Origin of the sequence: Mesorhizobium kowhaii (assembly GCF_042431665.1) — a bacterium.
Lineage (GTDB): Bacteria > Pseudomonadota > Alphaproteobacteria > Rhizobiales > Rhizobiaceae > Mesorhizobium > Mesorhizobium kowhaii.
The window spans coordinates 404,241-430,288 of sequence record NZ_JBHLYT010000033.1 but is presented as its reverse complement, the minus strand read 5'-3'; the positions used below and the strand labels follow the sequence as shown (position 1 = coordinate 430,288).

Sequence of the window (26,048 nt, the reverse complement as noted above, 5' to 3'; positions counted from 1 at the left end):
CCGCTCGGCGATTGACTCCTAGCGCAAACCGCGTAAAAGCCGGCACCGAACAGGACAGTTTTCGATGCGCGGCCTTTTGATGGCGGTTCTTGCATTCGATTTCCCTGGCCACAATGCAAATCATTGGGCCGGGCGCGTCGGCGCGTCTCCTCGTTCCAGCAAAACCATGGCCAAAACCACCACCAAAACGGTGTGATTCCCTTGGCCTAACCACCCTCTCCCGGGTCCGGCCCGGGGGACGGAACCCGCTTCGGCCGGCGGGTTTTCTCCAAAAACCAAGCGGAGAGGGACAGGAGAACTTTATGAGTTTCAAGGTTGCGATCGTCGGCGCCACGGGCAATGTGGGCCGGGAAATGCTCAACATACTGGAACAGCGCGGCTTTCCAGTGAGCGAAGTTGTGGCGCTGGCCTCGCGGCGCAGCCAGGGCACCGAAGTGTCGTTCGGCGACCGCACGCTGAAGGTCAGGACGCTTGACCAGTATGATTTTTCCGACACCGACATCTGCATCATGTCGGCTGGCGGCAACGTCTCCAAGGAATGGTCGCCGAAGATCGGCAAGCAGGGCTGCGTCGTCATCGATAATTCGTCGGCCTTCCGCTACGACCAGGACGTGCCGCTGATCGTGCCGGAAGTGAACCCGGACGCGATCTCGTTGTTCACGCGCAAGAACATTATCGCCAACCCGAACTGCTCGACGGCGCAGCTGGTGGTGGCGCTGAAGCCACTGCATGATTTCGCCACCATCAAGCGCGTCGTCGTCGCCACCTACCAGTCGGTTTCGGGTGCCGGCAAGGAAGGCATGGACGAGCTGTTCACGCAGACCCGCGCCGTGTTCGTCGCCGATGGTGTCGAGGTCAAGAAGTTCACCAAGCGCATCGCCTTCAACGTCATTCCGCATATCGACGTCTTCCTCGACGACGGCTCCACCAAGGAAGAGTGGAAGATGGTGGCCGAGACCAAGAAGATGCTCGACCCCAAGATCAAGCTGACGGCGACCTGCGTGCGCGTGCCGGTGTTCATCGGCCATTCGGAAGCGGTCAACATCGAATTCGAAAAGCCGATCACCGCCGACGAGGCGCGCGATATCCTGCGCGAGGCGCCGGGCTGCCAGGTCTTGGACAAGCGCGAGGACGGCGGCTACATCACGCCGCTGGAATCGGCCGGCGAGGACGCCACCTTCATCTCGCGCATCCGCGAGGATTCGACCATCGACAACGGCCTGTCGATGTGGATCGTCTCGGACAATCTGCGCAAGGGCGCGGCACTCAACGCGGTGCAGATCGCCGAGCTGCTGGTCGAGCGCGGCCTGATCCAGCCGAAGAAGAAGGCGGCTTAATCTCGCTTGAGTTAGGTTTCGCTCACGGGCCGTATCGCCGCTGCCGCGGCGGGCCCTCCGCGGGGGCGCCGGAAAACCGGCGGCCCGCGGTCGCGGGCCTAGGGCACCCTTTCCTTCTCCGCTTGGTGTGGGAGAAGGACAGCACGCACTTGCTCTTCAGATTGAGCTCACCTCATGAACGGTACTCGGCCTGCTGATATTGTGCTGCGGCCGGCCACAGGGCCGGATGCTGTCTCGATTGCGAAGGTCATGCGGGCGGCGCTTGGCTCGTTCGACTGGATGCCGGTCATCCATACGCCGGACGAGGACCTTGCCTTCATCCGCGACGTCGTGCTGCCGCGGCAGCAGGTGACGGTCACTGAGGCCGGCGAGGACATTGTCGGCTTCATTGCCGTCAGTGGCGAATGGGTGGAGCAGCTCTATCTCGATCCGGCCCGGACGGGACAAGGCATCGGCAGCTGGTTGCTGACGGACGCGACCGCTGCCCTGTCGGTGGTCAAGCTGCATTGCTTCCAAGCCAACACCGGCGCCCGGCGCTTCTATGAGCGGCATGGGTTCATTGCCGAAGGTTTTGGCGACGGCACCAAGAACGAGGAGGGCCTGCCTGACATCCTCTATGTCCGCAGGCGCTGATTCAGCCGGCATTGTCCTTGGCCAGCTGGCGCAGCAGTTCCAGCGCCTCCTCCGCCCGATCGGCGGGAACGAACAGATGGTCGTGGTAGAAAGCCGAGACCGGGTTGACGCCCATGCCGGCAGCAGCCAGCCGCGTGGTGATGGCGGCGAGGAAGCCGACGGCTTCCAGCGACGAATGGATGTTCAGCGTCACCATGCGGCAGCGGAAGGAAGCGGTCAGTCCCGCGGCGCTGGCCGCATCCTCGGTTACGATCAGCGTCACGCCCTCGCGCTCGCGAAAGATCATCACCGGTTCGAGGCTTTCCGGCTGCGCGACGCCAGGCGCCAGCGTGGCGAAGACATAGGTGCCGGCCAACAGTTCCGGCGTCATTGTCGCCAGCAGCTTTTTCAGATCGGTCTCGCCAGTCATTTGTCTTCTCTCGTCCGATGCAGGAACGGGCCGCAGCCCGCGTGCTCCTCAATATCCGCGACAGGCGGGTGCCGATAGCCTGCACGCTGCACGGACGACATGGCGATGTCGCTGACGGCTGAGCTTGCCGGCTTGTTGCCTCGCACAATGGAGAGGATGAGGACCAGTGCCGGTCCGTGAAAGGCCCTTGATAATCGTTCGCCCGCGCCCGACGTTCCTGCAGTTGTTCTTTGTCATGCGCGGCTCGGTGGTGCCACGCATCCTGCCGCAGATCCTGGGTTTTGCGCTTTATTCCGCGGTCATCCTTGCCGTGGCGCGCCAGTTCCATCTCGATTTCAGCATCTTCAACATCACGCCTTTCGGACTGGTCGGCGTGACGTTGTCGATCTACCTGTCATTCCGCAACAACGCCGCCTACGACCGCTGGTGGGAGGCGCGCAAACTATGGGGCACGCTGGTTTTCGAAATCCGCAACCTGGCGCGCGCCACCACCAGCCTCATCGCCGATCCGGCCGAACAGCGCGCGCTGCTGATGGAGGCGCTTGCCTTCTGTCATTTCCTGCGCGGCCAGTTGCGCAAGATCGACAGCATGAAAGACGCCCGCGCTTTCATCGAGGCCGAGGCGGATACGGCTGCAAACTTCGCCAACCCGGCGGACGAGATGGTCAGGCGCATGGGCCGACGCGCCAATGCGCAGCGCCGGGCCGGCGAGGTCGATCCGATCGGCTTTCGCATTCTCGATGAAAGGCTGGCATCGATCACCGCCATCCAGGCCGGCTGCGAGCGGATCGCGGGCACGCCCTTGCCCTTCGCGTACACACTGCTGGTGCATCGCACGGCCTACATCGTCTGCCTGCTGCTGCCCATCGGCCTGATCTCAAGCACGGGCTGGGCAACGCCGCTGTTCACGGCGCTGATCGCCTACACCTTCTTCGGCCTCGACGCGCTTTCGGAAGAGCTCGAGGATCCGTTCGGCACCGAGGCCAACGACCTCGCCCTCGACGGCCTCTGCCGCGTCTGCGAAATCTCGGTGTTCGAGGCGCTGGGCGAGACGCCGCCCAAAATGCTGCCCGCCGAGAAGTTCTATTTCTCGTAGACCTGCAGTGCTGTAGCTGTCGCCGGCGCCAAAAAGAATCCGGACCGTGTCGGATTGCCACCTCATGCCGCGTCCTTGGTTCGACCCCGCGAAAAAGGGCTCGAAACATCAGGAGGAAACACCATGAGCATTTCCGAAACCGCGCCCGCCTCGACGGGCGCCCTGTGGACCGGCCGCACCCTCAGCGGCGTCATTGTGCTGTTCATGATCTTCGACGGCGTCATCAAGTTACGGCCGCTCGACATCGTCACCCAGACGATGGTGCCGCTTGGCTGGTCGGCCGACGCGAATGTCGCGCGCATGCTCGGCGTCATCGGTTTGATCTCGACCGCGCTCTACGCCTTGCCGCGCACCTCTGTGCTCGGCGCCATCCTGCTCACCGCCTATATGGGCGGCGCCATCGCCACCAATGGGCGTGTCGACAATCCGCTGTTTTCGCACACGCTGTTCGGCGTCTATCTCAGCGTCATCCTGTGGGGTGGCCTGTTCCTGCGCGACCCCCGGGTGCGCGCACTGATCCCGTTCAGCCGATAAGCACGAAGGAGAGAAAAATGTTCAGCACCATCCTCATTGTCCTGGTCGTCATCATTGCCGCCGTGCTCATCTATGCCGCGACACGGCCGAACGACTTCGTCACCACCCGCTCGGCCAATATCAACGCCGCGCCGGAAGCGATCTTTCCGCTGATCAACGATTTCAGCCGCTGGCCGACATGGTCGCCTTACGAAAAGCTCGATCCTCAGATGAAGCGCTCGCTCTCCGGCGCGACAAGCGGCAAGGGCGCGGCCTATGCCTGGGAAGGCAATTCCAAGGCCGGCAAGGGACGCATGGAGATCATCAATTCGGTGCCGTCCTCGCTGGTGTCGCTCAAGCTCGATTTCGAAAAGCCGTTCAGGGCCAACAACAGCGTCGACTTCACCCTGACGCCTTCGGGGGAGAGCACCGCCGTCACCTGGGCGATGCGCGGCAGCCGGCCCTTCATCGCCAAGCTGATGGGCCTGTTCATGAACTTCGACACCTTGATCGGCAAGGATTTCGAGGCCGGCCTCGCCAATCTGAAGCGCCTCAGCGAAAAATAGACTCGGGCGGGCGGCATTCAAACAAAAACGGCGGGCACAGGCCCGCCGTTTTCGTGAATGCGATACGGCAATTATTCGGCGGTGGCGGCTTCCGCCTCGGCCGGTGCGGCAGCGGCAGCGGCGACAGCAGCAGCGGCGTCTTCCTGCGCCTTCTTCAAAAGGGCAGCGCGTTCCTGCGCCTTCTTGCCCGGCTCGGCCTTCTTCGGGTTGGAGCGGGCGTCACGCTTGGCAATGCCGGCCTCGTCGAGGAAGCGCAGCACGCGGTCGGTCGGCTGGGCGCCGTGCGACAGCCAGTGCTTGACGCGGTCGGCGTCGACCTTGACGCGCTCGCCGTCCTTGGGCAGCAGCGGGTTCCACGAGCCGAGCGACTCGATGAAACGGCCGTCGCGCGGCGAACGGGCGTCGGCGACGACGACGTGGTAGTAAGGACGCTTCTTCGAGCCCGCACGGGCCAGTCTGATCTTCAATGGCATTTCTTTTCTCCTAAAAACTCTGATTTCGTTGGTTGGTTTGTGGTTTTTGTTTTGTGCAGGTCGTTATCCCAAAACCGCGCGCACTTTTGGGCGACATGCACTGGTTTCTCAGCCGGCTTTCATCACGCCGTTGGAAGCGGCGATCTGTTCGTGGTGGCGGATCACTTCGCGGACGACGAAGTTGAGGAATTTTTCCGCGAAATCCGGGTCGAGATGCGCATCCTTCGCCAACTGGCGAAGGCGGGCGATCTGCTGCTGCTCGCGCGCCGGGTCGGCCGGCGGCAGCCCATGCGTTGCCTTCAGCACGCCAACCGCCTTGGTGCAGCGGAAGCGCTCGGCCAGCATGTGGATGAGTGCTGCGTCGATGTTGTCGATCGAGGCGCGATAATCGGCCAGGATGGTGCGTGCGTCGGCCATGTCCTTTTCTTCGTTCATCGCGTCCTCACTTCTTCTTGCCAAGGCCGGGCAGGCCGCCGCCGCCCATGCCGGGAAGTCCCGGAAGCTTCATGCCGCCGGGCAGACCGGGCAGGCCACCGCCGCCTGGAAGACCGCCAGGCAGGCCCTTCATGCCGCCGAGGCCGGCCGCCTGTGCCTGTTTCTGCAAGGCTTCGAGCTGCTTGGGATCCATCTTCGACAGGTCGGGCATGCCGCCGATGCCCGGCATCATGCCGCCGAGGCCCATCTTGGAGGCAAGGCCGCCCATCATGCCGCGCATCAGGCCGCCGCCTTTGCCCTTGCCGCCCATCGCTTTCATCATGTCGGCCATGCCGCGATGCATCTTCAACAGCTTGTTGATCTCGGCCGCGTCGGTGCCGGAACCGGCGGCGATGCGCTTCTTGCGCGAGTGCTTGAGGATATCGGGGTTGGCGCGCTCGGCCTTGGTCATCGACGAGATGATGGCGAGCTGGCGGCCGAACATCTTGTCGTCGAGACCGGCGGCGGCCATCTGGTCCTTCATCTTGCCCATGCCGGGCATCATGCCCATGATGCCGCCCATGCCGCCCATTTTCGACATCTGCTGAAGCTGGCCGGCGAGGTCGTTCAAATCGAACTTGCCCGACTGCATCTTCCTGGCCATCGCCGCCGCTTGCTCGGCGTCGATGTTCTCGGCGGCCTTTTCGACGAGCGAGACAATGTCGCCCATGCCGAGGATACGGTCGGCGATGCGCTTGGGGTGGAATTCCTCCAGCCCGTCCATCTTTTCGCCGGTGCCGATCAGCTTGATCGGCTTGCCGGTGACGGCGCGCATGGAAAGGGCGGCACCGCCACGGCCGTCGCCATCCATGCGGGTCAGCACCAGGCCGGTGATGCCGACGCGCTCGTCGAAACTCTTGGCCAGGTTGACGGCGTCCTGGCCGGTCAGCGAGTCGGCGACCAGCAGGATTTCGTGCGGGCTCGACACCTTCTTGATGTCGGCCATCTCGACCATCAGCGGCTCGTCGATATGGGTGCGGCCGGCGGTGTCGAGGATGACGACGTCATGGCCGCCGAGCTTGGCCGCCTGGACGGCGCGGCGGGCGATGTCGACCGGCGACTGGCCGTCGATGATCGGCAGCGTCGCCACCTTGACCTGCTCGCCGAGCTGGCGGAGCTGCTCCTGCGCGGCGGGACGCCGCGTGTCGAGCGAGGCCATCAGGACCTTCTTGTTCTGACGCTCGGAAAGGCGCTTGGCGATCTTGGCCGAGGTGGTCGTCTTGCCGGAGCCCTGCAAGCCGACCATCATGATGACGACCGGCGCCGGCGCATTGAGGTCGACGGCGACGCCTTCGGCACCGAGCATGTCGACCAGTTCGTCATGAACGATCTTGACGACCATCTGGCCGGGCTTGATCGACTTGACCACGGCGGCGCCGACGGCCTTCTCGCGCACCTTGTCGGTGAAGGAGCGTACCACTTCCAGCGCCACGTCGGCTTCGAGCAGCGCACGGCGCACCTCGCGCAGTGCGGCCGAGACATCAGCCTCCGACAGCGCGCCGCGGCCGGTCAGGCCGTTCAGGATGGAGCCAAGACGCTCCTGAAGCGATTCAAACATTCTGTTTCCTTTTCCCTGGCACCCGGATGGTGCCCGAGAGGTAATGCGTTCGCGCCCAGTGTCCAACCAAAAGCTGGTCCAAGCAAAAGCCAAAACCAAAAAGCACCCGGGGGCGCTCAGCGCTGCCGGGTGTTGGCCTCCAGGATCGATTTACAGCACTTCACCTCAATGAGGTTTCGGCGTCCTGGTCGGCTTGCTCGGAGGGATACTCGTCGCGGAATTCGGGGCGTGTAGACAGGAAATCGGCCGCAGAGTCAAGGTCTGGGGCCGAATGCGGCAGTTGCGTCAGGTCTGCGCTGCCAGGCGGACGCTGCAGTCGCGGCGACCGCGGCGACCGCTTGGTGCAAAATCGATATCAGCGCACCACGTACATGACGCGCCGCGTCTGCGGATCGATCAGCGCCGGCTGGCCGTTCACATAGACATAGCGGTAGTTGTAGTCCGGAATTTCGCGCAGCTGGACGGTGTCGGGCAAGGTCGCGCCGGTCACCACCTCGCCGTCGAGATAGACGGGGTCGAGACGATGCGTGTCGACATAGGTTCTGACTTCGGCCGGAGGTGGAGGGAAGGCGTCGTTGAGCTGATCGCTGGCGATGATCGCTCCGGTGTAGTCGGTCGAGTAGTCATCCGGCGGCGAGACGACAGCAATGCTGGAACCGTGCGGGCGCTGCGTCAGCACCACCCGGCTGCCGCCGAAATCGGCCGTCACATAGTCGGAATAGACCCAGCCCTGGCCGCCGGCCTCGGCGATGGTGCACCATTTGCTGTTCTCGATGCAGCCATTGAGTGTTGCCGACTGGCCGGCTGCGAGCACGCCGATCACAGGATATTGCGGACCGGGGCCGGCGCGCACGTTGAGATCGGTGACGGCGGAGACGGCGGTGTCCGCAAACGCGGCGCCCGACAGGATCGTCAGCATTCCCGCGACTACGGGAAACAATACGGATTTCATGGTTTTCTCTCCGTTTTCATGGTCCCTCACCAGCGAAACGGGGCAGTGGCGCATGCGTTCCCGCTAAAATGCCTGCGCCAACTCACGATTTGTTCCGGCTTCTCTTGGCAAACCGGTCAGAAGGTCGTGAACGAAGGCCAATTTCCGCGCCGTGACGTCCGAAATGACGAAGGGGTAGAGGTCGGGCAGGCCCATGCAGCGGTTGATCGAATTGGAGGCTTCAGACAGCACCAGCCAGCGGGCAAGGATCCTTTCGAAAGGCTCAGGTGCTGCGGCAGGCTCGGATGGCGCCGGCTGCAGTCCACCGCCGGTGTCGCCTTGCGGCAACTCGTTGGCTTCCACGGTTTCCAGCCGGCCGAGCGGGAAGTTCAGCGCATGGACCATTTCCAGCGTGTCGGTGATGTGCAGATGGTGGGCCCAGGTTTCCGCCCAGTCCTCCCACGGATGGGAGGTGGCATAGGCCGAGATGTGGCTTTGCTGCCAGTCCGGCGGCGCGCCGTTGGCGTAATAGGTCTTCAGCGCCTGTTCGTAGTCGGCATGATCGTCGCCGAACAGCGCGCGAAAAGCTTCCAGCCTTTGCGGATCGTCGCGGATCAGGCGGTCCCAGTAGTAATGGCCGAGTTCGTGGCGGAAATGGCCCAGCAGCGTGCGATAATTCTCACCCATCTCGACGCGCCGCTTTTCGCGCTCGGCCGAGTCGGCCTCGGCGACGTTGAGCGTGATCAGGCCATTGTCGTGGCCGGTCAGGATGCGCTCGCCGCCGGGACCGCCACCGATCGGATCGGCCAGGAAGTCGAAGGCAAGGCCGACCTCGTCGGCGGGGTTCTGCTTGGGCGCGACCGGCAGCCCGAAGGCGAGCAGCGAATAGATGGCGCGCTTCTTCGCCGCCTCGACGCGGACCCAGCGGCGGCGATTGCCGTCGACTGAGAGATCAGGGATCAACTGGTTCAGCACGCAAGCGCGGCAAAACGCCTGTCCCGGCTCGGCCATCCAGTTGCAGGCGCATTCATCGGCGTTGGTGCACTGGAAGATGCCGCCGACACCCGACAAGGCAAACTGCGCATGCTCGGGATCGTAGAGCACGAGGCTCGAGCAGTTCAGGCACTGGGCGTTCTCGAAATAGAGACGGTGACCGCAATGCGGGCAGTCGAAGAGTTTCATGTCGGTCTCAAACCTTCAGAGCCAGCATATAGGTGCGCGGCGGCAGGTGCCCAACGCCAATCGCCGGCCGGCGTTCCGCATTCGATCGGGGCTATTTCGTCGCAAGCTGGGCGGCGACCTGTCTGGCCACCGCTTCGCCCGACAGCCTGGCGCCGCCGCAGGTCTGGATCAGCGGACCGGCGAGGTGCTCGCCGGCGAAGAAGATCTTGTCGGCCACCGGCTGCATCAGTGCGGCGCGCGCGCCCGAACGGCCGGGGCGGGCCGCCGCGTAAGCGCCACGCACGAAGCGCTCGCCGCCCCAATTGGTCATCATGGCGCGTGCCACGTGCTTTCGTGTCTCGCTGCCGAAAATGCCGCACAGCCGGTCGACGACGAAGTCGATGCCCGCCGCCTCGCCCGCTGCCGACATCTCCCAGGCGAAGTCGCCGCCGACGAAACCGACCATCAGGTCGAGGTCGAACGGGAAGCACAGGAAATAGATGTCGTGCCTGGCCATGCGCTCGATCAAAAGGTCGTCGAAGGGCTGCAGCCCAAGCCTCGTGCCCCGGATCTCGACCGGCAATTTGGTCAGCATGCCCATCGGCAGGTCGAAGAAGGCGCCAAAATGCGTGTCGGGAAGTGTCGGCGAGAATTCGATCTCCTCGAAGGCGAGCACCGCCGGCGAGGCGGTGACGATGACCGCCTTGGCGCGAACAGTGCCGCGATCGGTGACGCAGGCGACACCAGGTCCGTCCCAGAGAATCCTGCGCACCGGCGTCGACAGTTCGACCGGCAGGTCGGCGCCGAAACGGGCGACCAGCGCGCCAAAGCCCTCCTTGCTGAAATAGTTGGGGTCGAGATCGGCGGCGGCCTGAAAGTCGCGTATCGAAATCTCGTCCTCGTCGGCGCCGAAATCCATCGGCCCGGCGAAGGTGGCCGCGGCGCGCGGCGCATGGCCCCTGGCGAGCAGCGCCGAAAGCCGGTCGTCGTCGCCCTCCTTCACCTCGTGCTTGGCCAGCAGTTCGAACAGCCGCGCGTCGGCAGCCTTCATTTCGGTTTCCTCGGCCTCGCTTGCCTTGCGCTTGCGGTAATAGAGATGGTCGACATTCATGTCGTGATGATGCAGCGTCCAGCCGGCAGCCTGGGCTTCTGGAAAATAAGGGTTGCGGTCAGCGGCGTGCAGCCAGGCGCAGCCGATGTCGAAGGGAATGCCGAAATGCTGGTCGCTGGTCCATGCCCGGCCGCCGATGCGGCCCATCGCTTCGAGTAGCTTGAAGGAGAGGCCGGCTGCCTGCAAGGTCCTGGCCGCGGCCAGACCCGCCGAGCCGGCGCCGATGATCACGACATCAACGTCTTCCATGGCTATTTCGCCCCCGCCACAATATTCACTTGATCGTAGGCAAATTCCCCGGCATTCGCCAGCACTGCAGCAGAGACAGTGACAAGTGCGGGTTTCGCTGGCAAATTCGCAACCGGGACGTGATTCAGACAATCAGGAGAGAAAAGCATGGCATTACTTGCCAAGGGTAGGATTTTTGTAGCCGCGGTGGTGGCGGTGCTTGCGCTGGCGACGGGCGCGCAGGCGGGGGCCAGCTGTGGCAAGACTGGCGCCGGCTTCGAAGCCTGGAAGCCGGAGTTCGCAGCGGAGGCCAAGTCCGAAGGTGTTGGCCCGAAAGGTCTGGCCGCGCTGGCTGGCGCGACCTATGCGACGAAGACGATTAGCGTCGACCGCGGCATTCACAAGGCTTTCAGCGGCTCGGTGGAAGATTTCATGAAGCGCCGTGGCGGCGCCGCGATCATTTCCAAGGGCCGTTCGCTGAAGAAGTCGAACGCGGCGCTGTTCGACAAGATCGAAAGCAACTACGGCGTGTCGCCGGGAGTGTTGCTCGCCATCTGGGGTATGGAGACTGGCTTCGGTTCGGCCATGGGCAACCAGAATACGGTTTCCGCCATTTTGACGCTTGCCTATGATTGCCGCCGCCCGGAGTTCTTTTACCCGCATGCCATTGCGGCCCTGAAGCTGGTCGATCGTGGAGCGTTGAGCGCCTCGTCGGTCGGCGCCGCGCATGGCGAGATTGGCCACACGCAGTTCCTGCCCGGAAATGTCTTGAAGTATGGCGTCGGCAGTGGAAACCTGCGCGACAAGGCCACTGCGTTGGCTTCCACCGCCAACTTCCTCAAGGGTCATGGCTGGCGGGCCGGCGCGAGTGCGCAGTCGAATCTCGGCGCCATTGCCGGCTGGAATTCCGCAAGCGTCTATCAACAGGCCATCGCCCGCATCGCCACGGCGATCGACGGCGACTGATAGAAATCTCTATCTCTTTGTTTTGGCGACAGAAAGCCCGGCCATGCGCCGGGCTTTTCATTTCACGTCGAGCGCGTAGGAGCATCCGGCCAGCGTCTTGCCGGGGTGTGACTCGACGGTCGAGACGTTGAGCGTGATGCGCGTGGCGAGGTTGACGCCGCCGGCGTCCTCTGTGCTTTCGACAATAACCTTCTCGCCAAGGAATTTGTCCGGTGTCGAGATTGTCGCCGGGACATCGAGCTCTCTGGCCAGGTCCGGCGCGGCAACGCCGTCAAGCACGGCCATCGGCCCGGTCGCGGAAAAGACGATGGAAGTCGTCTCGCGCCCGAAGGCACGAATTTTGGTCGGCAGTTCATACTGAACGAGGAACGGGTTGCCGGCCGCAACCTCTTTCCAGCCCAGTTTCCCCACGGCGCCGGGCTCACCGGCCAGCCAAAGCGCAAAACCGTTATAGGCCGGCACGTCGGCCCGGCATTCGATCAGCGCGGCAAGGTCGAGAGAGGCGGGGTCGAAATCCTCGGCCACGGCCGGCGTCGCCAGAAGAACCAGCGGCGCCAGGCATCGACCGAGGCGACGCATCCGAATTATTTGTTGCGGCTACGTGCGGCAAGTGTGCGCAGCCTCAGCGCGTTGAGGCGGATGAAGCCGGCGGCGTCCTTCTGGTCATAGGCGCCGCGGTCGTCCTCGAAGGTGACCAGCGCATCGGAATAGAGCGTCTTCTTCGACTTGCGGCCGGTGACGATGACGTTGCCCTTGTAGAGCTTGAGGCGCACCGTGCCTTCGACGTCTTCCTGGCTCTTGTCGATCATCGCCTGCAGCATCAGGCGTTCGGGCGCGAACCAGAAGCCATTGTAGATCAGCTCGGCATAGCGCGGCATGAACTCGTCCTTCAGGTGCGCGGCACCACGGTCGAGCGTGATCGATTCGATGGCGCGGTGGGCTGATATCAGGATGGTGCCGCCGGGCGTCTCGTAGACGCCGCGCGATTTCATGCCGACGAAGCGGTTCTCGACCAGGTCGAGCCGGCCGATGCCGTTGTCGCGGCCGAGATCGTTGAGCGCAGCCAGCATGGTCGCCGGCGACAGCTTCTTGCCGTTGAGGGCTACGGGATCGCCCTTGAGGAATTCGATCTCGATCTCGGTGACGGCGTCCGGCGCGTCCATCGGCGAAACGGTGCGCTGGTGGACGAATTCCGGCGGCTCGCTCCACGGGTCTTCCAGCACCTTGCCTTCGGAGGACGAATGCAAAAGGTTGGCGTCGACCGAGAACGGCGCATCGCCCTTCTTGTCCTTCGGCACCGGAATCTGGTGCTGCTCGGCGAAGTTGATCAGGTCGGTGCGCGACTTGAACGACCAGTCGCGCCATGGCGCGATGACCTTGATGTCGGGGTTCAGCGCGTAAGCCGAAAGCTCGAAGCGAACCTGGTCGTTGCCCTTGCCGGTGGCGCCGTGCGCAATCGCGTCGGCGCCGGTCTCCCTGGCGATCTCAACCAGGTGCTTGGAGATCAGCGGCCGGGCGATCGAGGTGCCGAGCAGGTAGGTGCCTTCATAGACGGCATTGGCGCGGAACATCGGGAAGACGAAGTCGGAGACGAATTCCTCGCGCACGTCGACGACGCGAATGTCCTTGATGCCCATCATCTCAGCCTTGCGGCGGGCCGGCTCGAGTTCGCCGCCCTGGCCGAGATCGGCGGTGAAGGTGACGACTTCGGCGCCGAGTTCGGTCTGCAGCCATTTCAGGATGATGGATGTGTCGAGGCCGCCGGAATAGGCGAGCACGACCTTCTTGACGTCTTTGGCTTTTGACATTTGACGGTTCCGCGACAGGAGTTCTCGGCGGGCGAGGTATCACGGGGTTTCCGGCTTGCGCAAGGGACCAACTCGTTACGGGCGTTAGTGCTGCCCCTCACCTGCCTGCCGGCGTTCGTCGTTCGCAAAGCCAAGCAATTGGCTTTTCGTCCACTGCGCGGACCACTTGAAGCGATTGCCATGCTGGATCACCTCTCTATCTGGCACCGGCGCGGCGCATCCTGTATAGGCGCTTCTATTCCCCGGGGCCGCCCATGCCGTTCATTCCAGACACCACCACGCTGATCCAGTTCGCCATAGCCACCGTGATCCTGGCGATCACGCCCGGGCCGGACATGACCTTGTTCGTCTCGCGCACGCTGAGCCAGGGCCGCGCCACCGGCTTTGCCTCGATGGCCGGTGCGCTGTGCGGCACGCTGATCCACACCACGCTGGTGGTGGTCGGTGTCTCGGCGCTGATCGTCGCCTCGCCGATGGCCTTCTTCGTGCTGAAGATTTTTGGCGCCGGCTATCTCGTCTTCCTCGCCTGGCAAGCGATCACCAGGGGCTCGGCCTTTTCGCCGGAGAAGAAGACGGGACCCGAGATCTCGCTGTTGCGCAGCTGGGCGGCGGGGCTCGGTGTCAACCTGCTCAATCCGAAGATCATCCTGTTCTTCATGACCTTCCTGCCGCAGTTCGTCTCCGCGCATGACCCCAATGCGCCGGGAAAGCTGTTTTTCCTCGGCTCGATGTTCATCGTGCTGTCGATCCCGGTGACCGCGCCGATGGTGCTGGCGGCGGAAAAATTCTCGGCGGCGATGAAGGCCAGCCCGCGCGTCACGCGGGTGGTCGACTATCTCTTTGCCGGCGTATTTTCGGCGTTTGCGCTCAAGATTCTGAGCGCCCAGGCGAAATAGGGTTCTAGTCTTTCCACCAGCTTCCGGCCCAGCGCCCGGCGCTGAGCCAGTAGAAGATGCCGCCGACCATGCCGCTGCCGATCACCGCCAGGATGGCGCTGGTGTTCCTGACCGCGAAAGCGGCATCACCGGCATGGTCGATCAGGCCGAGGAAAACGGCCGCGACCACCGCGCCCGCCAACGCATAGAACAGCCAGTCGCGCCGGCCGAGGATCTCGGCAAGCAGGATGACGATCACCGCCGGCATGAAGCCGAAATAGGCGACGAACAGGGCGACGAAGGGAATTGAAAAATACAGGGAGGCCGTCGGGTGAGCCTGTTCCGGCATGTAGCCGAGCGAGGCCAGGAACAGGATGTTGAGGAAGGCGCTCGCCGCCAGCGAGGCGACCGCATAGCCGAACAGGATGACGGCGAAACGGACGAGGTAACCAATGAGGCGGCTCATCCCAAATCTCGGCGTGTGCCAGACTTGCGTCCGGCCAGAAGCCAGTAGACCGAACCGGCAGCAATGCCGGCCGTGGCCAGAAATCCGAGATAGCCCGGATTGAAAACAAAACCCCCGGCCGAGCGCGGCATGGAAACACCAAAGGCGGTGGACGTGACCGCACCGGTGACTGCAAAGTAGAACCATCCTCGGAGCGACAACCGTTCGGCGACAAAGATTGCCGGACCGACGATCACTAGCGCGCTGACCATCACGGTCAACACGGCGAGCGGGAAGGAGCCCAGCCAGTCGAATGCGAAAATGATGGACCAGTTGCCATCTTCGATACCTTCCAGAAGAGCGATCAGCAGCACGGGTACCAGGATCGAGGTCAACGCGGCGGCGATATAGCCGACTGCTATCATGGCGAGGTGCTTCAGCCAGGCGAAGGGACGGGTCATGGCGAAACGATCTCTTCCTTGCTGAGAAGAGATCGTCTGACCACCGCCCAATAAGCAAACCCACCGGCAAAGCCACCTGGCAGACAAGGCAACAGTATCTGGAGCGGCGTTTCGAACGGACGGTTCTGCACCAGACTGATGTTGAGGATCACCAGTGCGAGAATGGCATCCAGGGTTCCGGCGCAGGCAAATGGCAGCCATCCGACCCAGCCTCTTCGGCGCGCAACAAACAGCGTCAACAGAAAACCGGGCAGTGCCGTCAGAAAGGTGATCATGAGCGCAAACGGGAAAATATCTCCCAGACTGCGGCTGGTGGCGTAGTAGGATCCCCAGGCGCCATCATCCGGCAAGACTGTCGGGAGCAGCATGGCAAACATGGTGGCGGTGACCGCAATTAGGACGGCGGCGACATAGCCAAAGAATGCATAACCGATGCGGCCCCAAGGAAGATCGCGGCTCACGCCTCGCCGTGCCCCGCGATCATCATTGCTTCCAGCGCCAGCCGGTCGACCTTGCGCATGCGCTCGGAGTCGGACTTGAGCTGGCCGCAGGCGGCGAGAATGTCGCGGCCGCGCGGCGTGCGGATCGGCGAGGCATAGCCGGCATTGTTGATGTAGTCGGCGAACTTCTCGATCGTCTCCCAGTCCGAGCACTGGTAGTTGGTGCCCGGCCACGGGTTGAACGGGATCAGATTGATCTTGGCCGGAATGCCCTTGAGCAGTTTGATCAAGCCCTTGGCGTCCTCGATGGAATCGTTGACGTCCTTCAGCATCACATATTCGAAGGTGATGCGCTTGGCGTTCGACAGGCCGGGATAGGCGCGGCAGGCGGCGATCAGTTCCTTCAGCGGGTACTTCTTGTTGATCGGCACCAAAAGGTCGCGCAGGTCGTCATTGGTGGCGTGCAGCGAGATCGCCAGCATGACGCCGATCTCCTCGCCGGTGCGGAAGATTTCCGGCACGACACCGGAGGTCGACAGCGTGATGCGTCTCTTCGACAAGGACAGGCCGTCGCCATCGGAGGCGATCAGCAGCGCCTTCTTCACCGCCTCGAAATTGTAGAGCGGCTCGCCCATGCCCATCATGACGATGTTGGACACTTTGCGGCCCTCGGCCGGCACGATGGCGCCGTCGGGCGTGTCGCGGTCGGGGAAATCGCCGAGCCGGTCGCGGGCGGTGAGCAACTGAGCGAGGATTTCCTCCGCCGTCAGATTGCGCACTAGCTTCTGCGTGCCGGTGTGGCAGAACGAGCAGGTCAGCGTGCAGCCGACCTGCGAGGAGATGCAGAGCGTGCCGCGGCCTTCCTCGGGGATATAGACGGTCTCGATCTCGACCGGCCGGCCGGCGCCGCGCGGCGGAAAGCGAAACAGCCATTTGCGGGTGCCGTCGGCGGAAATCTGTTCCTCGACGATCTCCGGCCTGGCGACTGTGAAATGCTTGTCGAGTTCGGCGCGCAGATCCTTGGAGATGTTGAACATGCCGGCAAAGTCGGAAACGCCGCGCACATACATCCAGTGCCAGAGCTGCTGGGCGCGCATCTTCGCCTGGCGCTCCGGCACGGTGCCAGATGCGACCAGGGCCTCGCCGAGTTCGGCCCGCGTCAGGCCGATCAACGACTGCTTTTCGGGCTGTGCGGCGCGGGCGCCTTCGGTGGTGAGGTCGAATGAAAGGGTCATGGTTGCACAGACATAAGCGGTTTGCGGCCGATTTCATTCATCGTGCCGGAAATGAAGCGCGGCGCATAGCACAGGTTGAGGGCGGAGTCATGCGGAGCGAACGCAACCCCATGCACGCCGGCTGACAAGCCGCTACGACTATCTGGCAGCCTTGCCCTATTCTCCCGCCGCAAAGGACCGATCACATGGTCGTGTTCGCGTAACGATTCCCATCGCGGCTTCGAAATCCGAAGGGGGCAACCATGCCCCTACAAAATGGGAGTATGCAGAATGAACTCTATCAAGCTCGCCGTCATTGCCGGCCTCGTCGGCCTATCCGCCTCGCAGGCATTTGCCGAAGACGCGATGGGTACGATGACCATGATGAAGGGCGGAGAAGTGATGGCGATCATGCCGGACGGGCATATGGGAACCATGATGCCGGATGCGAAGATGGGCGCCGAGATGATGAAGATGGCAAAGCCAATCAAGCACTGCATGATGATGATGACCGACGCCAAGGGCAAAGCCTTCATGATCGATACGTCGACCAAGAAGGCTCAGGCCGAATGTGAAAAAATGGCCATGTGAGACTAATGCATGTCGCTCAAAAGTGGCCCCGGTCTTGAGACAACGACATGCATAGAAACAAAGGCTTAAAGCGCGGCGCATGAATCCGTTTCGACGCGACGCGCTTTAAACCGCCGGCACACACGCCGGCCTGAAAAAGCAAAAGGCCGGGCTTTGCGGCCCGGCCTGTCATTCAAAACGACGCTTTGGCAAAACGAAGCTTTGCCTTTTTGCCTATTTGCACTTGGCGATCGAGGACAGCGCCGCCGAAATGCCCTTCAGCGAGAAGACATAGGAGGTGGGGTTGCCGCGGCCGGACTTCGCCGTCACCTTCATGTCGGTGCCGGTCTTCATGGCGGCGATCAGCACCGGCTCCTCGGCGGCGTTCTCGACCCAGGCCGACTTGCCGCGCGTGAACATCGAGAACGACTTCTTGTCGATGGTGACGGTGGCCTTGGAACCTTCCTGGAAGGTATAGCCGGCGATGAATTGCGGCTCGTAGGACACTTGCTGGCCGGGCCGCTGGCTGACGAAGAAGAACATGTCGCCATGATCGAGCGTCGGTGGCTGCTTGTCGGTCGGCACGGTCAGGACATAGCAGACCTTGCCGCCCGATGCCTGGTAGCTGTAGGTGCCCCAGGCATTGTGCTGGCCGATCTTGGTCGCCGACTGCGCCAGCGCCGGCGCTGCCACGGCCACCAGGACCAGGCTCGAAACTATAGCAATCAATCCGCGCATCGCTTTTCCCGTATTCCAAAGGTGCGGCGGCAGGCCGGCTTGGCGTCCTGCCCGTCGCTTCATTTTGATTTAATCTGGGTTACCAAACGGTGAACTTCCTTTGAGAAAAGGACCCTCACCCCAGGAAACCGCCGCCTTTCCCGCGCCGCCGCCTTGCGAGCGGGTGGCGCGACGTCCCTTCGGCGACTTGGAGGCCACGAAAGCGGCAAGAGTTTGACTTTTTGTTTTGCCGCCAAACGCCGGCTTCAAAGGCATTTGCACGGCGACAGGGCCTGCTCAGCCCTTGTCGGCGATGGCGTCCTTGGCGGCCTGCCGGTGCGCCGGCGTGATGTGGGCGCTGACAGCGGTGATCGCGGCGGTGAGCACGGCGATGTCGTCGGTGAAGCCAAGCCCGAGGACGAAGTCCGGGATGACGTCCACCGGCAGCACGAAATAGCCGAGCGCGGCCAGCAGAATGCCCTTGGCGCGCAGCGGCGTGTTCTTGTCCATGGCGCAGTAATAGGCGGCCACGACCTCTTCCATGAAGGGGATCTGCCGTGCGGCTTTCTTCGCCGTGCGCCAGAATTTCTCGCGCACTTCATTCTCGTCGCCCAGCTTGCCGCCAAAGCCGAAGAAATCAAAACCGGATTGTTGCGCCATCAGTTTCTCCTTGCAGCGTGCCTGCGCATCCCAGCGCATGCCCGCGAGCGAAAATGTGGTGAAACCCGACCCCCGCTGCAAGATGCCGGCGCCGATTTGGGATCCACCGCTCGTTCAGCCACCAAAAAAGCGGTTCATCTTCTTCGCCAGATCGATATCGAGCGCGGTCACGCCGCCGGCATCATGGGTGTTCAGTGTCACGTCGACGGTCTTGTAGACATTCGACCAGTCGGGATGGTGGTCCATCTTCTCGGCGGCAAGTGCGACGCGGGTCATGAAGGCGAAGGCTTCGGAGAAATTGGCGAAGATGAATGTGCGATGGATCGAGGCGCCATCGGCGGCCAATGCCCAGCCGTCGAGACCGGTCAATGCGGCTTCAGCGGCTTCCCGGCCCAGTTTCTCTCTCGTCATGTTCGTTTCCCGTGCTATTTCCAGAAATGACCTTCACCATAATGCATGTCGCCAAAAAGTGCGTTGCGGTTTTGGGATAACGACATACCCAAAAACAATTCCGGATCGATGAGCGCGAAGCCCGTAAATTCCATTCTTTTCGTCTGCCTCGGCAACATCTGCCGGTCGCCGCTGGCAGAAGGCGTTGTTCGCGCCGTGCTGGCGGAGGGCGGATGGGGCCGGGATATCCTGCTCGATTCAGCCGCAACCAGCGGCTGGGAGGTCGGCTCATCCCCCGATCCACGCTCGATCGCGGTTGCGATGCGTCACGGCATCGACATTTCCCGACAGAGGGCGCGCAAGGTCACGCCAGAGGATTTTCACCGCTTCGACCTGATCCTCGGCATGGACCGGTCGAATGTTCGTGACCTGAAAGCGCTGGCGCCGGCGGCCATGCACGACCGGGTGCACCTGTTCCTGGAGTTCGCCAAGGGCAATGCGCGTGACGTGCCGGATCCCTATTATGACGGGGCGGAAGCCTTCGCGTCGGTCTACCGCATGATCCGCGAGGCGTCGGAGGCGCTGGCGACAAGGCTGGAAGCACGGGCGTCCGTGCCCGACAGCGGCCAGGCTTCCTCGACGATGTAGGGGCCGCCGCCGACCGAATCGCGCGACGACATCAGCACGAAACGGCCGATGCGAAACGGCAGTGTCGAGAAATTGCCGCGTGCCGACAGATACTGGGCGACGTCCAGCGGGGTCGAATTGCGCAAGCGCGCCAGCGTCACATGCGGCATGAACTTGCGCGGGTCGGCGGGGATGCCGAGCCGCTGGCAGATGCGGTCGATCTCGCCCTGAAGGGCGGCAAGATCGGGCGAGGCGGAGGCACCCGCCCACACCGCATGCGGCTTCTTCTGGCCGAAAGCGCCGACGCCGGACAGGGTCAGCGAGAAGGACGGGCGGTGGACACGGTCGAGCGCGTTGGCGATCTCATCGGCGACGTGACCCGGGACATCGCCGATGAAGCGCAGCGTCAGATGGTAGTTCTCGACGTCGATCCAACGGGCCCCGGGCAGGCCGCCCCGCAGCAGGGACAGCGAAAGGGCGGCGTCACGCGGTATTTCGAGGGCGGTGAAAAGACGCGGCATGAAGAGCCTCCCTTCCTCGAATCGAACTGTAGCCCTAGCGAATCATCGAAAATCAAACGGAGCAAGAGGTTTGTTGGTCGCAGGCTTTGCTAAAAGCTTCCCCTGGGGAAAACATCAGCCTGATCTCACAAACCTCCCGGCACCGCGGCGATCGCTTTTTCGACCGTCGGCAAGATGCGTTCGACCATCTGATCGACGCCTTGCGGGCTCGGATGCAGGCCGTCTTCGAGTTGCATGCCAGGCTGGCCGGCGACGCCATCGAGAAAGAACGGGTAGAGTGCAACTTCGTATTTCTTGGCAAGGTCCGGAAAGATGGCGTCGAAGGTGTTCTGGTAGTCGGCGCCGAGATTGGGTGCGGCGCGCATGCCGGCCAAGAGCACGGCAATCCTGCGCTCCTTCAGCTTGCCCAGCATCTCATCCAGGTTCTTTCTGGGGATGTCTGGCGAGACGCCGCGCAGCATGTCATTGGCGCCGAGTTCGAGAATGACCAGCTGCGTGCCGTCGGGTACCGACCAGTCGAGCCGCGCCAGGCCGCCGCTCGTCGTGTCGCCGGAGACCCCGGCATTGGCGACCGTCACATCGTGACCTTGGGCGCGCAGCGCGGCCTGCAGTTTGTCGGTAAAGCCCTGGCCCGGCCCAAGGCCAAAGCCCGCCATCAGGCTGTCACCGAAGCCGACGATCTTGAACGGCTCGGCACGCGCCGACGAAAGGCCGCCGCAAATGGCGAGGAAAACGATGAAGCCTGCGGCTATCTGGCGTTTGAAAGACATGCGGCAGGCCCCATATACCCGAGGAATTCTTCCGACGGCATCCGGCAAGCAGAGCCTTCATCCCTTGATATAGGACGCTTTCATTTTGACAGAAGCCGTCATCGCGCTGAAAGACGTATCGCTGACACTTGGCGAAGGGGCGTCCTCCGTGCATGTGCTGAAAGGCGTCAGCCTCGATGTGGCGCCTGGCGAGGCAACCGGCATCGTCGGTCCCTCGGGCTCGGGCAAGTCGACATTGCTGATGGTTCTGGCAGGCCTGGAAAGGGTCGATTCGGGTACGGTTCGAATCGCCGGCGAGCTGCTCAACGGCAAAACCGAGGACCAGATTGCTTCGTTTCGTGGCCGAAACATTGGCATCGTGTTCCAGTCGTTCCATCTCATTCCGAACATGACGGCGCTCGAAAATGTCGCGGTGCCGCTGGAGCTCGCCGGCCATGCCGATCCGTTTTCGGTGGCGGCGCGCGAACTGGCGGCCGTCGGCCTGAGCGATCGCGTCACCCATTATCCCGGCGAATTGTCGGGCGGCGAGCAACAGCGCGTGGCGATCGCCCGGGCGCTGGCGCCGTCGCCGCGCATTCTCATTGCCGACGAGCCGACCGGCAATCTCGACCAGGCGACGGGGCGGCAGGTCGCCGACCTCCTGTTCGCCAAGGCGGCCGAGCGCGGTATGACGCTGGTGCTGGTCACCCATGATCCGGCACTGGCGGCACGCTGCTCGCGCCAGGTGTCGATGCGGTCGGGCCGGATCGAGGCGCCGGCACCCGTCAAGGTGACGGCCTGATGCCGTTGTCGCAGACGTTGAAGCTTGCGGTCCGCTTCTCGCTGCGCGAGATGCGCGGCGGTCTGTCGGGCTTCCTGATCTTCCTTGCCTGCATCGCGCTCGGCGTCGCGGCCATCGGCGGCGTCAACTCGGTGGCGCGTTCGATCACCGCCGGCGTCGCCAATCAGGGCCAGACGCTGCTTGGCGGCGATCTTCGCTTCCAGATCAACCAGCGCTACGCCAGCCAGGCCGAAAATGGCTTTCTTGACGGGCTGGGCGTCATTTCCAGAACCGCCAGCATGCGCTCGATGGCGCGTCTCGCCGACGGAACCGACCAGGCGCTGGTCGAGGCCAAGGCGGTCGACCATGCCTATCCGCTCTACGGCGCGCTGGAGACCGAGCCGGCACTATCGAAGCAGGAACTGTTCGGCGAAGAGTTCGGCGTTTTCGGCGCCGCGGCCCCCGATCTGCTGTTCGAACGATTGCATCTTCAGATCGGCGACCGGCTGAAGCTCGGCACTGCCACTTTCGAACTGCGCGCCAGGCTGGTCACCGAACCGGATGCGGTGTCCGACGGGTTCGGCTTTGCGCCGCGGCTGATGATCTCGACCGACGGGCTGGCGGCCACCGGACTGATCCAGCCGGGCAGCCTGGTCGAAAATGCCTATAAGGTCCGGCTGCCCGCCGATGCCGATGAGGCGCGGCTCAAGGCCATCCAGGATCAGGCGGCCAAGGATTTTCCGCAAGCCGGCTGGTCGATCCGCACGCGCAGCAATGCCGCCCCGGCGCTGTCGTCCAACATCGAACGCTTCTCGCAATTCCTGACGCTGGTCGGGCTGACGGCGCTGGTGGTCGGCGGTGTCGGCGTCGCCAATGCGGTGCGCGCCTATCTCGACGGCAAGCGCGGCGTCATCGCCACCTTCAAGAGCCTGGGCGCGTCGGGCGGCTTCGTCTTTGCCGTCTATCTGGTGCAGATCCTGATCATCGCAGCCCTGGGCATTGTGCTCGGCCTGGTGCTCGGGGCGCTGATGCCGTTCGCGGCCGGTGCCGCCCTTCATCAGGTCATTCCGGTGCCGGCGGAAGGCGGCTTCTATCCCGGCGCGCTCGGCATGGCGGCGCTGTTCGGCCTTTTGGTGACGCTGGCCTTCGCGCTTTTGCCACTTGGCCGCGCCCGCGACGTGCCGGCGACGGCGCTGTTTCGCGAGATGGGGCTCGAAGGCCGCGGCTTTCCGCGCCCTGTCTATATTGCGGCGGCTGTCGGCATCGCGCTGCTGCTGGCGGCGCTGGCTATCCTGTTTTCCGGCGACCGCCGCATCGCCTCGATCTTTGTCGGCGCCACCGTCTTCGCTTTCCTGGTGCTGCGCCTGGTCGGCGCGCTGGTGCAATGGGCGGCGAAGAAGAGCCCGCGCGTGCGCTTCGTGGCGCTGCGGCTCGCCGTCGGCAACATCCACCGGCCCGGCGCCTTGACGCCATCGGTGGTGCTGTCGCTGGGGCTTGGGCTGACGCTGCTGGTGACGCTGGCGCTGATCGACGGCAATCTGCCGCAGCAGATCTCCGGTAGCCTGCCGGAGCGGGCTCCGAACTTCTTCTTCGTCGACATCCAGAGTAGCGATGTCGCCGCTTTTTCCGCGCTGATCGGACAGCAGGCGCCGCAGGGGACGCTGGCCAAGGTGCCGATGCTGCGCGGCCGGGTGATGGCGCTCAACGGCGTCGATGTCGACAAGGTCAAGGTGCCGGCCGAAGGCGCCTGGGTGCTGAAAGGCGATCGCGGCCTGACCTATGACGCCAGACAGCCGGACAACGCGACGCTGACCGAGGGCAGCTGGTGGCCGGACACTTATACCGGCGAGCCGCTGGTCTCGTTCTCGGCCGTGGAAGGCAAGGAGATCGGGCTGAAGCTTGGCGACACCATCACCGTCAACGTGCTCGGCCGCAACGTGACGGCGAAGATCGCCAATTTCCGGCAGGTCGAATGGGAGACGATGGGCATCAATTTCGTCATGGTGTTCTCGCCCAACACATTCACTGGGGCGCCGCATGGCTGGATGGCGACGCTGACCGAAAAGACCGCCTCGACGGCCGACGACGCGCGTATCCTCAATGCCGTCACCCGCGCCTTCCCGGCGGTGACGACGGTCCGGGTCAAGGATGCGCTCGATGTCGTCAACCGGCTGGTCGGGCAGCTCGGCACGGCGATCCGGGCCGCGGCCGGCGTGGCGCTGATCGCTTCGGTGCTGGTGCTGGCCGGCGCGCTTGCCGCCGGCAACCGGGCACGCATCCATGACGCGGTGGTGCTGAAGACGCTGGGCGCGACACGCACGACGCTGATTGCCGCCTTCTCGCTCGAATACATGCTGATCGGGCTCGCCACCGCGATCTTCGCCCTGGCGGCAGGTGGTGCTGCTGCCTGGTTCGTCGTCGCGCGCATTATGACATTGCCATCGCATTTCATGCCCGAGGTGGCGGTGGCGACCATTCTGTTTTCGCTCGTTATCACGGTCGGCATCGGCCTCGCCGGCACCTGGCGGGTGCTCGGCCACAAGGCCGCACCGGTGTTGCGCAACCTATAGAGCGGTGAACCGCTCTAATTTTGTTGCGCAATTCCGGACGGAAAACCGCTGAACACTTTTCCTGGAATTGCTCTGAATTCCGCTGGCCGGGGACCCGGATTTGGTTAAATCGACGTAATGTTGCGCCGCCAAAGGCCGAAAAACCGGACCGTGTGCGTCTCACGAAGCATTACACCCGGTTACGGTCTTGTTCTTGACGCGAATAACCATCATATTTCGCCACAGGCATGCTGGAGCCCCGCCAGCGGCGCCTGGGTCCGGTGGACCTGACACCCGACGGGGCAGAAGCAATAGAGGACTCCCATGGCTGAACCCATTCGCAACTATCAGACGCGCGCCGTGCCCGGCGCCGGCGTTGATGCAGGCATCGATCAGGGCCTGCGCGCCTATATGATCAAGGTCTACAATCTGATGGGGCTTGGCCTCCTCATCACCGGTCTTGCCGCCGTAGGCACGATCATGCTGGCCACCACCACCGATCCGGCCTCGGCTGTCGCAACGCTGCCGAGCGGCGAGATGCTGACCTCCTTCGGCTACGCGATCTTCGGCTCGCCGCTGCGCTGGGTGGTGATTTTTGCCCCGCTGGCCGCCGTACTGTTCCTGTCGTTCCGCGTCCAGTCGATGAGCGTTGCGGCGGCACAGACGACGTTCTGGGTCTATGCCGGCCTCGTCGGCCTGTCGCTGTCGTCGATTTTTCTGGTCTACACCACGGCCAGCATTTCGCAGACCTTCTTCGCCACCGCCGCGGCTTTCGGCGCGCTGTCGCTCTACGGCTACACGACCAAGCGCGACCTGACGGCGATGGGCTCGTTCCTTATCATGGGCGTGTTCGGTCTGATCATCGCAATGGTGATCAACATCTTCCTGCAGTCGTCGGCGCTGTCCTTCGCTGTTTCGGCGATCGGCGTGCTGGTGTTCGCGGGCCTCACCGCCTACGACACGCAGAAGATCAAGGAGATGTATTTCGATGGCGACGCTTCGGATGTCGCCGGCCGCAAGGCGATCATGGGCGCGCTGAGGCTCTATCTCGACTTCATCAACCTGTTCATGTTCCTGCTGCAGTTCATGGGCGATCGCCGTTAGTTAGCTGCGACGCTGGACCATCGAGTTCTTGAAGGGCGGCCCAACGGCCGCCCTTTGCTTTTGTGTCTGTTTTTGCTGTTATTGCGGGCAGAACAACGGCATGCATAAATAATGAGCAGTATCATCATCCGGACCGCGACAGCGGCCGATCTCGACCGGATCACGGAAATCTATGCCGACGCGGTCACCCAGGGCACGGCGAGCTATGAGCTGGAGCCGCCCGGTCGCGTTGAGATGGGTGTCCGCTTCGACACTCTGATGGCTGGAGGATTTCCCTATCTGGTGGCGGAAAAGGACGGCGCCGTGCTCGGCTATGCCTATGCCGGCGCCTTCCGGCCGCGCCCGGCCTACCGCTTCATCGTCGAGGATTCGGTCTATGTCGCGCCCGAGGCCAAGGGCCAGGGGGTTGGCCTGTTGCTGATGCAACGCCTGATCGAGGCATGCCGAGCGGCGGGCTTTCGCCAGGTCATCGCGGTGATCGGCGACGGGCGGGCGGACAGCGCCTCGGTGCGGCTGCACGAAAAGCTTGGCTTCCGCCATTCGGGACGCCTCGAAGGCTCCGGCTACAAGCACGGGCGCTGGCTGGACACGGTGTTCATGCAGCTCTCGCTGAATGGCGGGGCGCTCGCTCCGCCTGATCCCGATTCGCTGCCGGAGCGAAAATTCCGCCAGCAAAAATAA

The 26,048-nt window shown here is 63.3% G+C and carries 32 protein-coding genes; 14 read left to right on the top strand and 18 right to left on the bottom strand.

From position 1 onward, the window contains the following. Positions 1–64: 64 nt before the first annotated feature. From ACFFNA_RS21660 to ACFFNA_RS21650, 3 genes are all read left to right on the top strand, one after another. Complete coding sequence (locus ACFFNA_RS21660; protein WP_378921447.1) at positions 65–196, top strand: hypothetical protein; 132 nt, start codon at positions 65–67, stop codon at positions 194–196. Between the two features lie 106 nt (positions 197–302). Continuing rightward, on the top strand, positions 303–1,337 hold the full coding sequence (locus ACFFNA_RS21655; protein WP_378921445.1) for an aspartate-semialdehyde dehydrogenase: 1,035 nt from the start codon (positions 303–305) through the stop codon (positions 1,335–1,337). Between the two features lie 174 nt (positions 1,338–1,511). Continuing rightward, on the top strand, positions 1,512–1,970 hold the full coding sequence (locus tag ACFFNA_RS21650; protein ID WP_378921443.1) for a GNAT family N-acetyltransferase: 459 nt from the start codon (positions 1,512–1,514) through the stop codon (positions 1,968–1,970). 1 nt (position 1,971) lies between these two features. Here the strand turns inward: ACFFNA_RS21650 and ACFFNA_RS21645 are convergent, their stop codons facing one another. Then, positions 1,972–2,379 (bottom strand): ACT domain-containing protein, encoded by a 408-nt coding sequence (locus ACFFNA_RS21645; RefSeq protein WP_378921441.1) that lies wholly within the window; start codon positions 2,377–2,379, stop codon positions 1,972–1,974. 187 nt (positions 2,380–2,566) lie between these two features. On the opposite strand from ACFFNA_RS21645, the gene ACFFNA_RS21640 reads away from it, so the two are divergent. The 3 genes from ACFFNA_RS21640 to ACFFNA_RS21630 all read left to right on the top strand — a co-directional run bounded on the left by ACFFNA_RS21640 (position 2,567) and on the right by ACFFNA_RS21630 (position 4,554). Next, positions 2,567–3,475: a bestrophin family protein gene (locus ACFFNA_RS21640; RefSeq protein ID WP_378921439.1), complete on the top strand. Its 909-nt coding sequence runs from the start codon at positions 2,567–2,569 to the stop codon at positions 3,473–3,475. Positions 3,476–3,598: 123 nt separating this feature from the next. Further along, positions 3,599–4,009 (top strand): DoxX family protein, encoded by a 411-nt coding sequence (locus ACFFNA_RS21635; protein ID WP_378921437.1) that lies wholly within the window; start codon positions 3,599–3,601, stop codon positions 4,007–4,009. Between the two features lie 17 nt (positions 4,010–4,026). Then, positions 4,027–4,554, top strand: a complete 528-nt coding sequence (locus ACFFNA_RS21630; protein WP_111544092.1) for an SRPBCC family protein — start codon at positions 4,027–4,029, stop codon at positions 4,552–4,554. 71 nt (positions 4,555–4,625) lie between these two features. Here the strand turns inward: ACFFNA_RS21630 and rpsP are convergent, their stop codons facing one another. The 6 genes from rpsP to ACFFNA_RS21600 all read right to left on the bottom strand — a co-directional run bounded on the left by rpsP (position 4,626) and on the right by ACFFNA_RS21600 (position 10,511). Further along, entirely contained in the window at positions 4,626–5,027 is a 402-nt protein-coding gene (gene rpsP, locus ACFFNA_RS21625; protein ID WP_184872646.1) for a 30S ribosomal protein S16, read from the bottom strand. Between the two features lie 108 nt (positions 5,028–5,135). Then, positions 5,136–5,462, bottom strand: a complete 327-nt coding sequence (locus ACFFNA_RS21620; RefSeq protein WP_111544094.1) for a chorismate mutase — start codon at positions 5,460–5,462, stop codon at positions 5,136–5,138. 7 nt (positions 5,463–5,469) lie between these two features. Continuing rightward, positions 5,470–7,059, bottom strand: coding sequence for a signal recognition particle protein (ffh, locus tag ACFFNA_RS21615; RefSeq protein ID WP_378921434.1), 1,590 nt, complete (start codon positions 7,057–7,059; stop codon positions 5,470–5,472). Positions 7,060–7,414: 355 nt separating this feature from the next. Next, the gene (locus ACFFNA_RS21610) at positions 7,415–8,011 is read right to left on the bottom strand and encodes a DUF1236 domain-containing protein (RefSeq protein WP_378921432.1); all 597 of its coding nucleotides are present in this window, start codon (positions 8,009–8,011) and stop codon (positions 7,415–7,417) included. A 63-nt stretch (positions 8,012–8,074) separates the two neighbouring features. After that, a complete protein-coding gene (locus tag ACFFNA_RS21605; protein ID WP_378921430.1) occupies positions 8,075–9,172 on the bottom strand; it encodes a zinc-binding metallopeptidase family protein in 1,098 nt (365 codons plus the stop codon). 91 nt (positions 9,173–9,263) lie between these two features. After that, positions 9,264–10,511: a flavin monoamine oxidase family protein gene (locus tag ACFFNA_RS21600; RefSeq protein WP_378921428.1), complete on the bottom strand. Its 1,248-nt coding sequence runs from the start codon at positions 10,509–10,511 to the stop codon at positions 9,264–9,266. A 147-nt stretch (positions 10,512–10,658) separates the two neighbouring features. Here ACFFNA_RS21600 and ACFFNA_RS21595 point away from each other — a divergent pair, with 147 nt between their 5' ends. Beyond that, positions 10,659–11,456 (top strand): lytic murein transglycosylase, encoded by a 798-nt coding sequence (locus ACFFNA_RS21595; protein ID WP_111544098.1) that lies wholly within the window; start codon positions 10,659–10,661, stop codon positions 11,454–11,456. Between the two features lie 57 nt (positions 11,457–11,513). Here ACFFNA_RS21595 and ACFFNA_RS21590 read toward each other — a convergent pair whose 3' ends face one another. Together ACFFNA_RS21590 and ACFFNA_RS21585 are read right to left on the bottom strand one after the other, a co-directional pair. After that, entirely contained in the window at positions 11,514–12,035 is a 522-nt protein-coding gene (locus ACFFNA_RS21590; RefSeq protein WP_378921426.1) for a hypothetical protein, read from the bottom strand. Positions 12,036–12,040: 5 nt separating this feature from the next. Then, positions 12,041–13,264: an argininosuccinate synthase gene (locus ACFFNA_RS21585; RefSeq protein ID WP_111544099.1), complete on the bottom strand. Its 1,224-nt coding sequence runs from the start codon at positions 13,262–13,264 to the stop codon at positions 12,041–12,043. Between the two features lie 254 nt (positions 13,265–13,518). Between ACFFNA_RS21585 and ACFFNA_RS21580 the strand changes: the two genes are divergently transcribed. Beyond that, the gene (locus tag ACFFNA_RS21580; protein WP_378921423.1) at positions 13,519–14,160 is read left to right on the top strand and encodes a LysE family translocator; all 642 of its coding nucleotides are present in this window, start codon (positions 13,519–13,521) and stop codon (positions 14,158–14,160) included. 4 nt (positions 14,161–14,164) lie between these two features. Here the strand turns inward: ACFFNA_RS21580 and ACFFNA_RS21575 are convergent, their stop codons facing one another. The 4 genes from ACFFNA_RS21575 to rlmN are packed head-to-tail and all read right to left on the bottom strand — an operon-like array spanning position 14,165 to position 16,720. Then, entirely contained in the window at positions 14,165–14,605 is a 441-nt protein-coding gene (locus ACFFNA_RS21575; protein WP_378921421.1) for a hypothetical protein, read from the bottom strand. Continuing rightward, a complete protein-coding gene (locus tag ACFFNA_RS21570) occupies positions 14,602–15,045 on the bottom strand; it encodes a hypothetical protein (protein WP_378921419.1) in 444 nt (147 codons plus the stop codon). The genes ACFFNA_RS21575 and ACFFNA_RS21570 overlap by 4 nt, the downstream gene beginning before the upstream one ends. Then, positions 15,042–15,506, bottom strand: coding sequence for a hypothetical protein (locus ACFFNA_RS21565; protein WP_378921417.1), 465 nt, complete (start codon positions 15,504–15,506; stop codon positions 15,042–15,044). The genes ACFFNA_RS21570 and ACFFNA_RS21565 overlap by 4 nt, the downstream gene beginning before the upstream one ends. Continuing rightward, positions 15,503–16,720 (bottom strand): dual-specificity RNA methyltransferase RlmN, encoded by a 1,218-nt coding sequence (rlmN, locus tag ACFFNA_RS21560; protein WP_378921415.1) that lies wholly within the window; start codon positions 16,718–16,720, stop codon positions 15,503–15,505. The genes ACFFNA_RS21565 and rlmN overlap by 4 nt, the downstream gene beginning before the upstream one ends. Positions 16,721–16,990: 270 nt before the next feature. On the opposite strand from rlmN, the gene ACFFNA_RS21555 reads away from it, so the two are divergent. Further along, the gene (locus ACFFNA_RS21555) at positions 16,991–17,290 is read left to right on the top strand and encodes a hypothetical protein (RefSeq protein ID WP_111544105.1); all 300 of its coding nucleotides are present in this window, start codon (positions 16,991–16,993) and stop codon (positions 17,288–17,290) included. A gap of 213 nt (positions 17,291–17,503) precedes the next feature. Here ACFFNA_RS21555 and ACFFNA_RS21550 read toward each other — a convergent pair whose 3' ends face one another. From ACFFNA_RS21550 to ACFFNA_RS21540, 3 genes are all read right to left on the bottom strand, one after another. Further along, entirely contained in the window at positions 17,504–18,007 is a 504-nt protein-coding gene (locus tag ACFFNA_RS21550; protein ID WP_258590678.1) for an invasion associated locus B family protein, read from the bottom strand. A gap of 276 nt (positions 18,008–18,283) precedes the next feature. Beyond that, positions 18,284–18,646 (bottom strand): YkvA family protein, encoded by a 363-nt coding sequence (locus ACFFNA_RS21545; protein WP_095084391.1) that lies wholly within the window; start codon positions 18,644–18,646, stop codon positions 18,284–18,286. Between the two features lie 114 nt (positions 18,647–18,760). Beyond that, positions 18,761–19,057 (bottom strand): 4a-hydroxytetrahydrobiopterin dehydratase, encoded by a 297-nt coding sequence (locus ACFFNA_RS21540; protein ID WP_378921412.1) that lies wholly within the window; start codon positions 19,055–19,057, stop codon positions 18,761–18,763. Between the two features lie 108 nt (positions 19,058–19,165). Here ACFFNA_RS21540 and ACFFNA_RS21535 point away from each other — a divergent pair, with 108 nt between their 5' ends. Then, positions 19,166–19,684, top strand: a complete 519-nt coding sequence (locus ACFFNA_RS21535; protein ID WP_378921410.1) for a low molecular weight protein-tyrosine-phosphatase — start codon at positions 19,166–19,168, stop codon at positions 19,682–19,684. On the opposite strand, the gene thpR is transcribed toward ACFFNA_RS21535, so the two are convergent. Continuing rightward, positions 19,588–20,184 carry an RNA 2',3'-cyclic phosphodiesterase gene (thpR, locus tag ACFFNA_RS21530; RefSeq protein WP_111544108.1) on the bottom strand — a complete coding sequence of 199 codons (597 nt, stop codon included), beginning with the start codon at positions 20,182–20,184 and terminating at the stop codon, positions 19,588–19,590. The genes ACFFNA_RS21535 and thpR overlap by 97 nt on opposite strands. A gap of 125 nt (positions 20,185–20,309) precedes the next feature. Continuing rightward, positions 20,310–20,954 (bottom strand): arylesterase, encoded by a 645-nt coding sequence (locus ACFFNA_RS21525; RefSeq protein WP_378921408.1) that lies wholly within the window; start codon positions 20,952–20,954, stop codon positions 20,310–20,312. An 85-nt stretch (positions 20,955–21,039) separates the two neighbouring features. Here ACFFNA_RS21525 and ACFFNA_RS21520 point away from each other — a divergent pair, with 85 nt between their 5' ends. From ACFFNA_RS21520 to ACFFNA_RS21505, 4 genes are all read left to right on the top strand, one after another. Next, complete coding sequence (locus ACFFNA_RS21520; protein WP_111544110.1) at positions 21,040–21,735, top strand: ABC transporter ATP-binding protein; 696 nt, start codon at positions 21,040–21,042, stop codon at positions 21,733–21,735. Beyond that, positions 21,735–24,284: an ABC transporter permease gene (locus ACFFNA_RS21515; RefSeq protein WP_378921406.1), complete on the top strand. Its 2,550-nt coding sequence runs from the start codon at positions 21,735–21,737 to the stop codon at positions 24,282–24,284. The genes ACFFNA_RS21520 and ACFFNA_RS21515 overlap by 1 nt, the downstream gene beginning before the upstream one ends. A gap of 303 nt (positions 24,285–24,587) precedes the next feature. Further along, entirely contained in the window at positions 24,588–25,367 is a 780-nt protein-coding gene (locus tag ACFFNA_RS21510; protein ID WP_111544112.1) for a Bax inhibitor-1/YccA family protein, read from the top strand. A gap of 111 nt (positions 25,368–25,478) precedes the next feature. Continuing rightward, positions 25,479–26,048, top strand: a complete 570-nt coding sequence (locus ACFFNA_RS21505) for a GNAT family N-acetyltransferase (protein ID WP_378921403.1) — start codon at positions 25,479–25,481, stop codon at positions 26,046–26,048.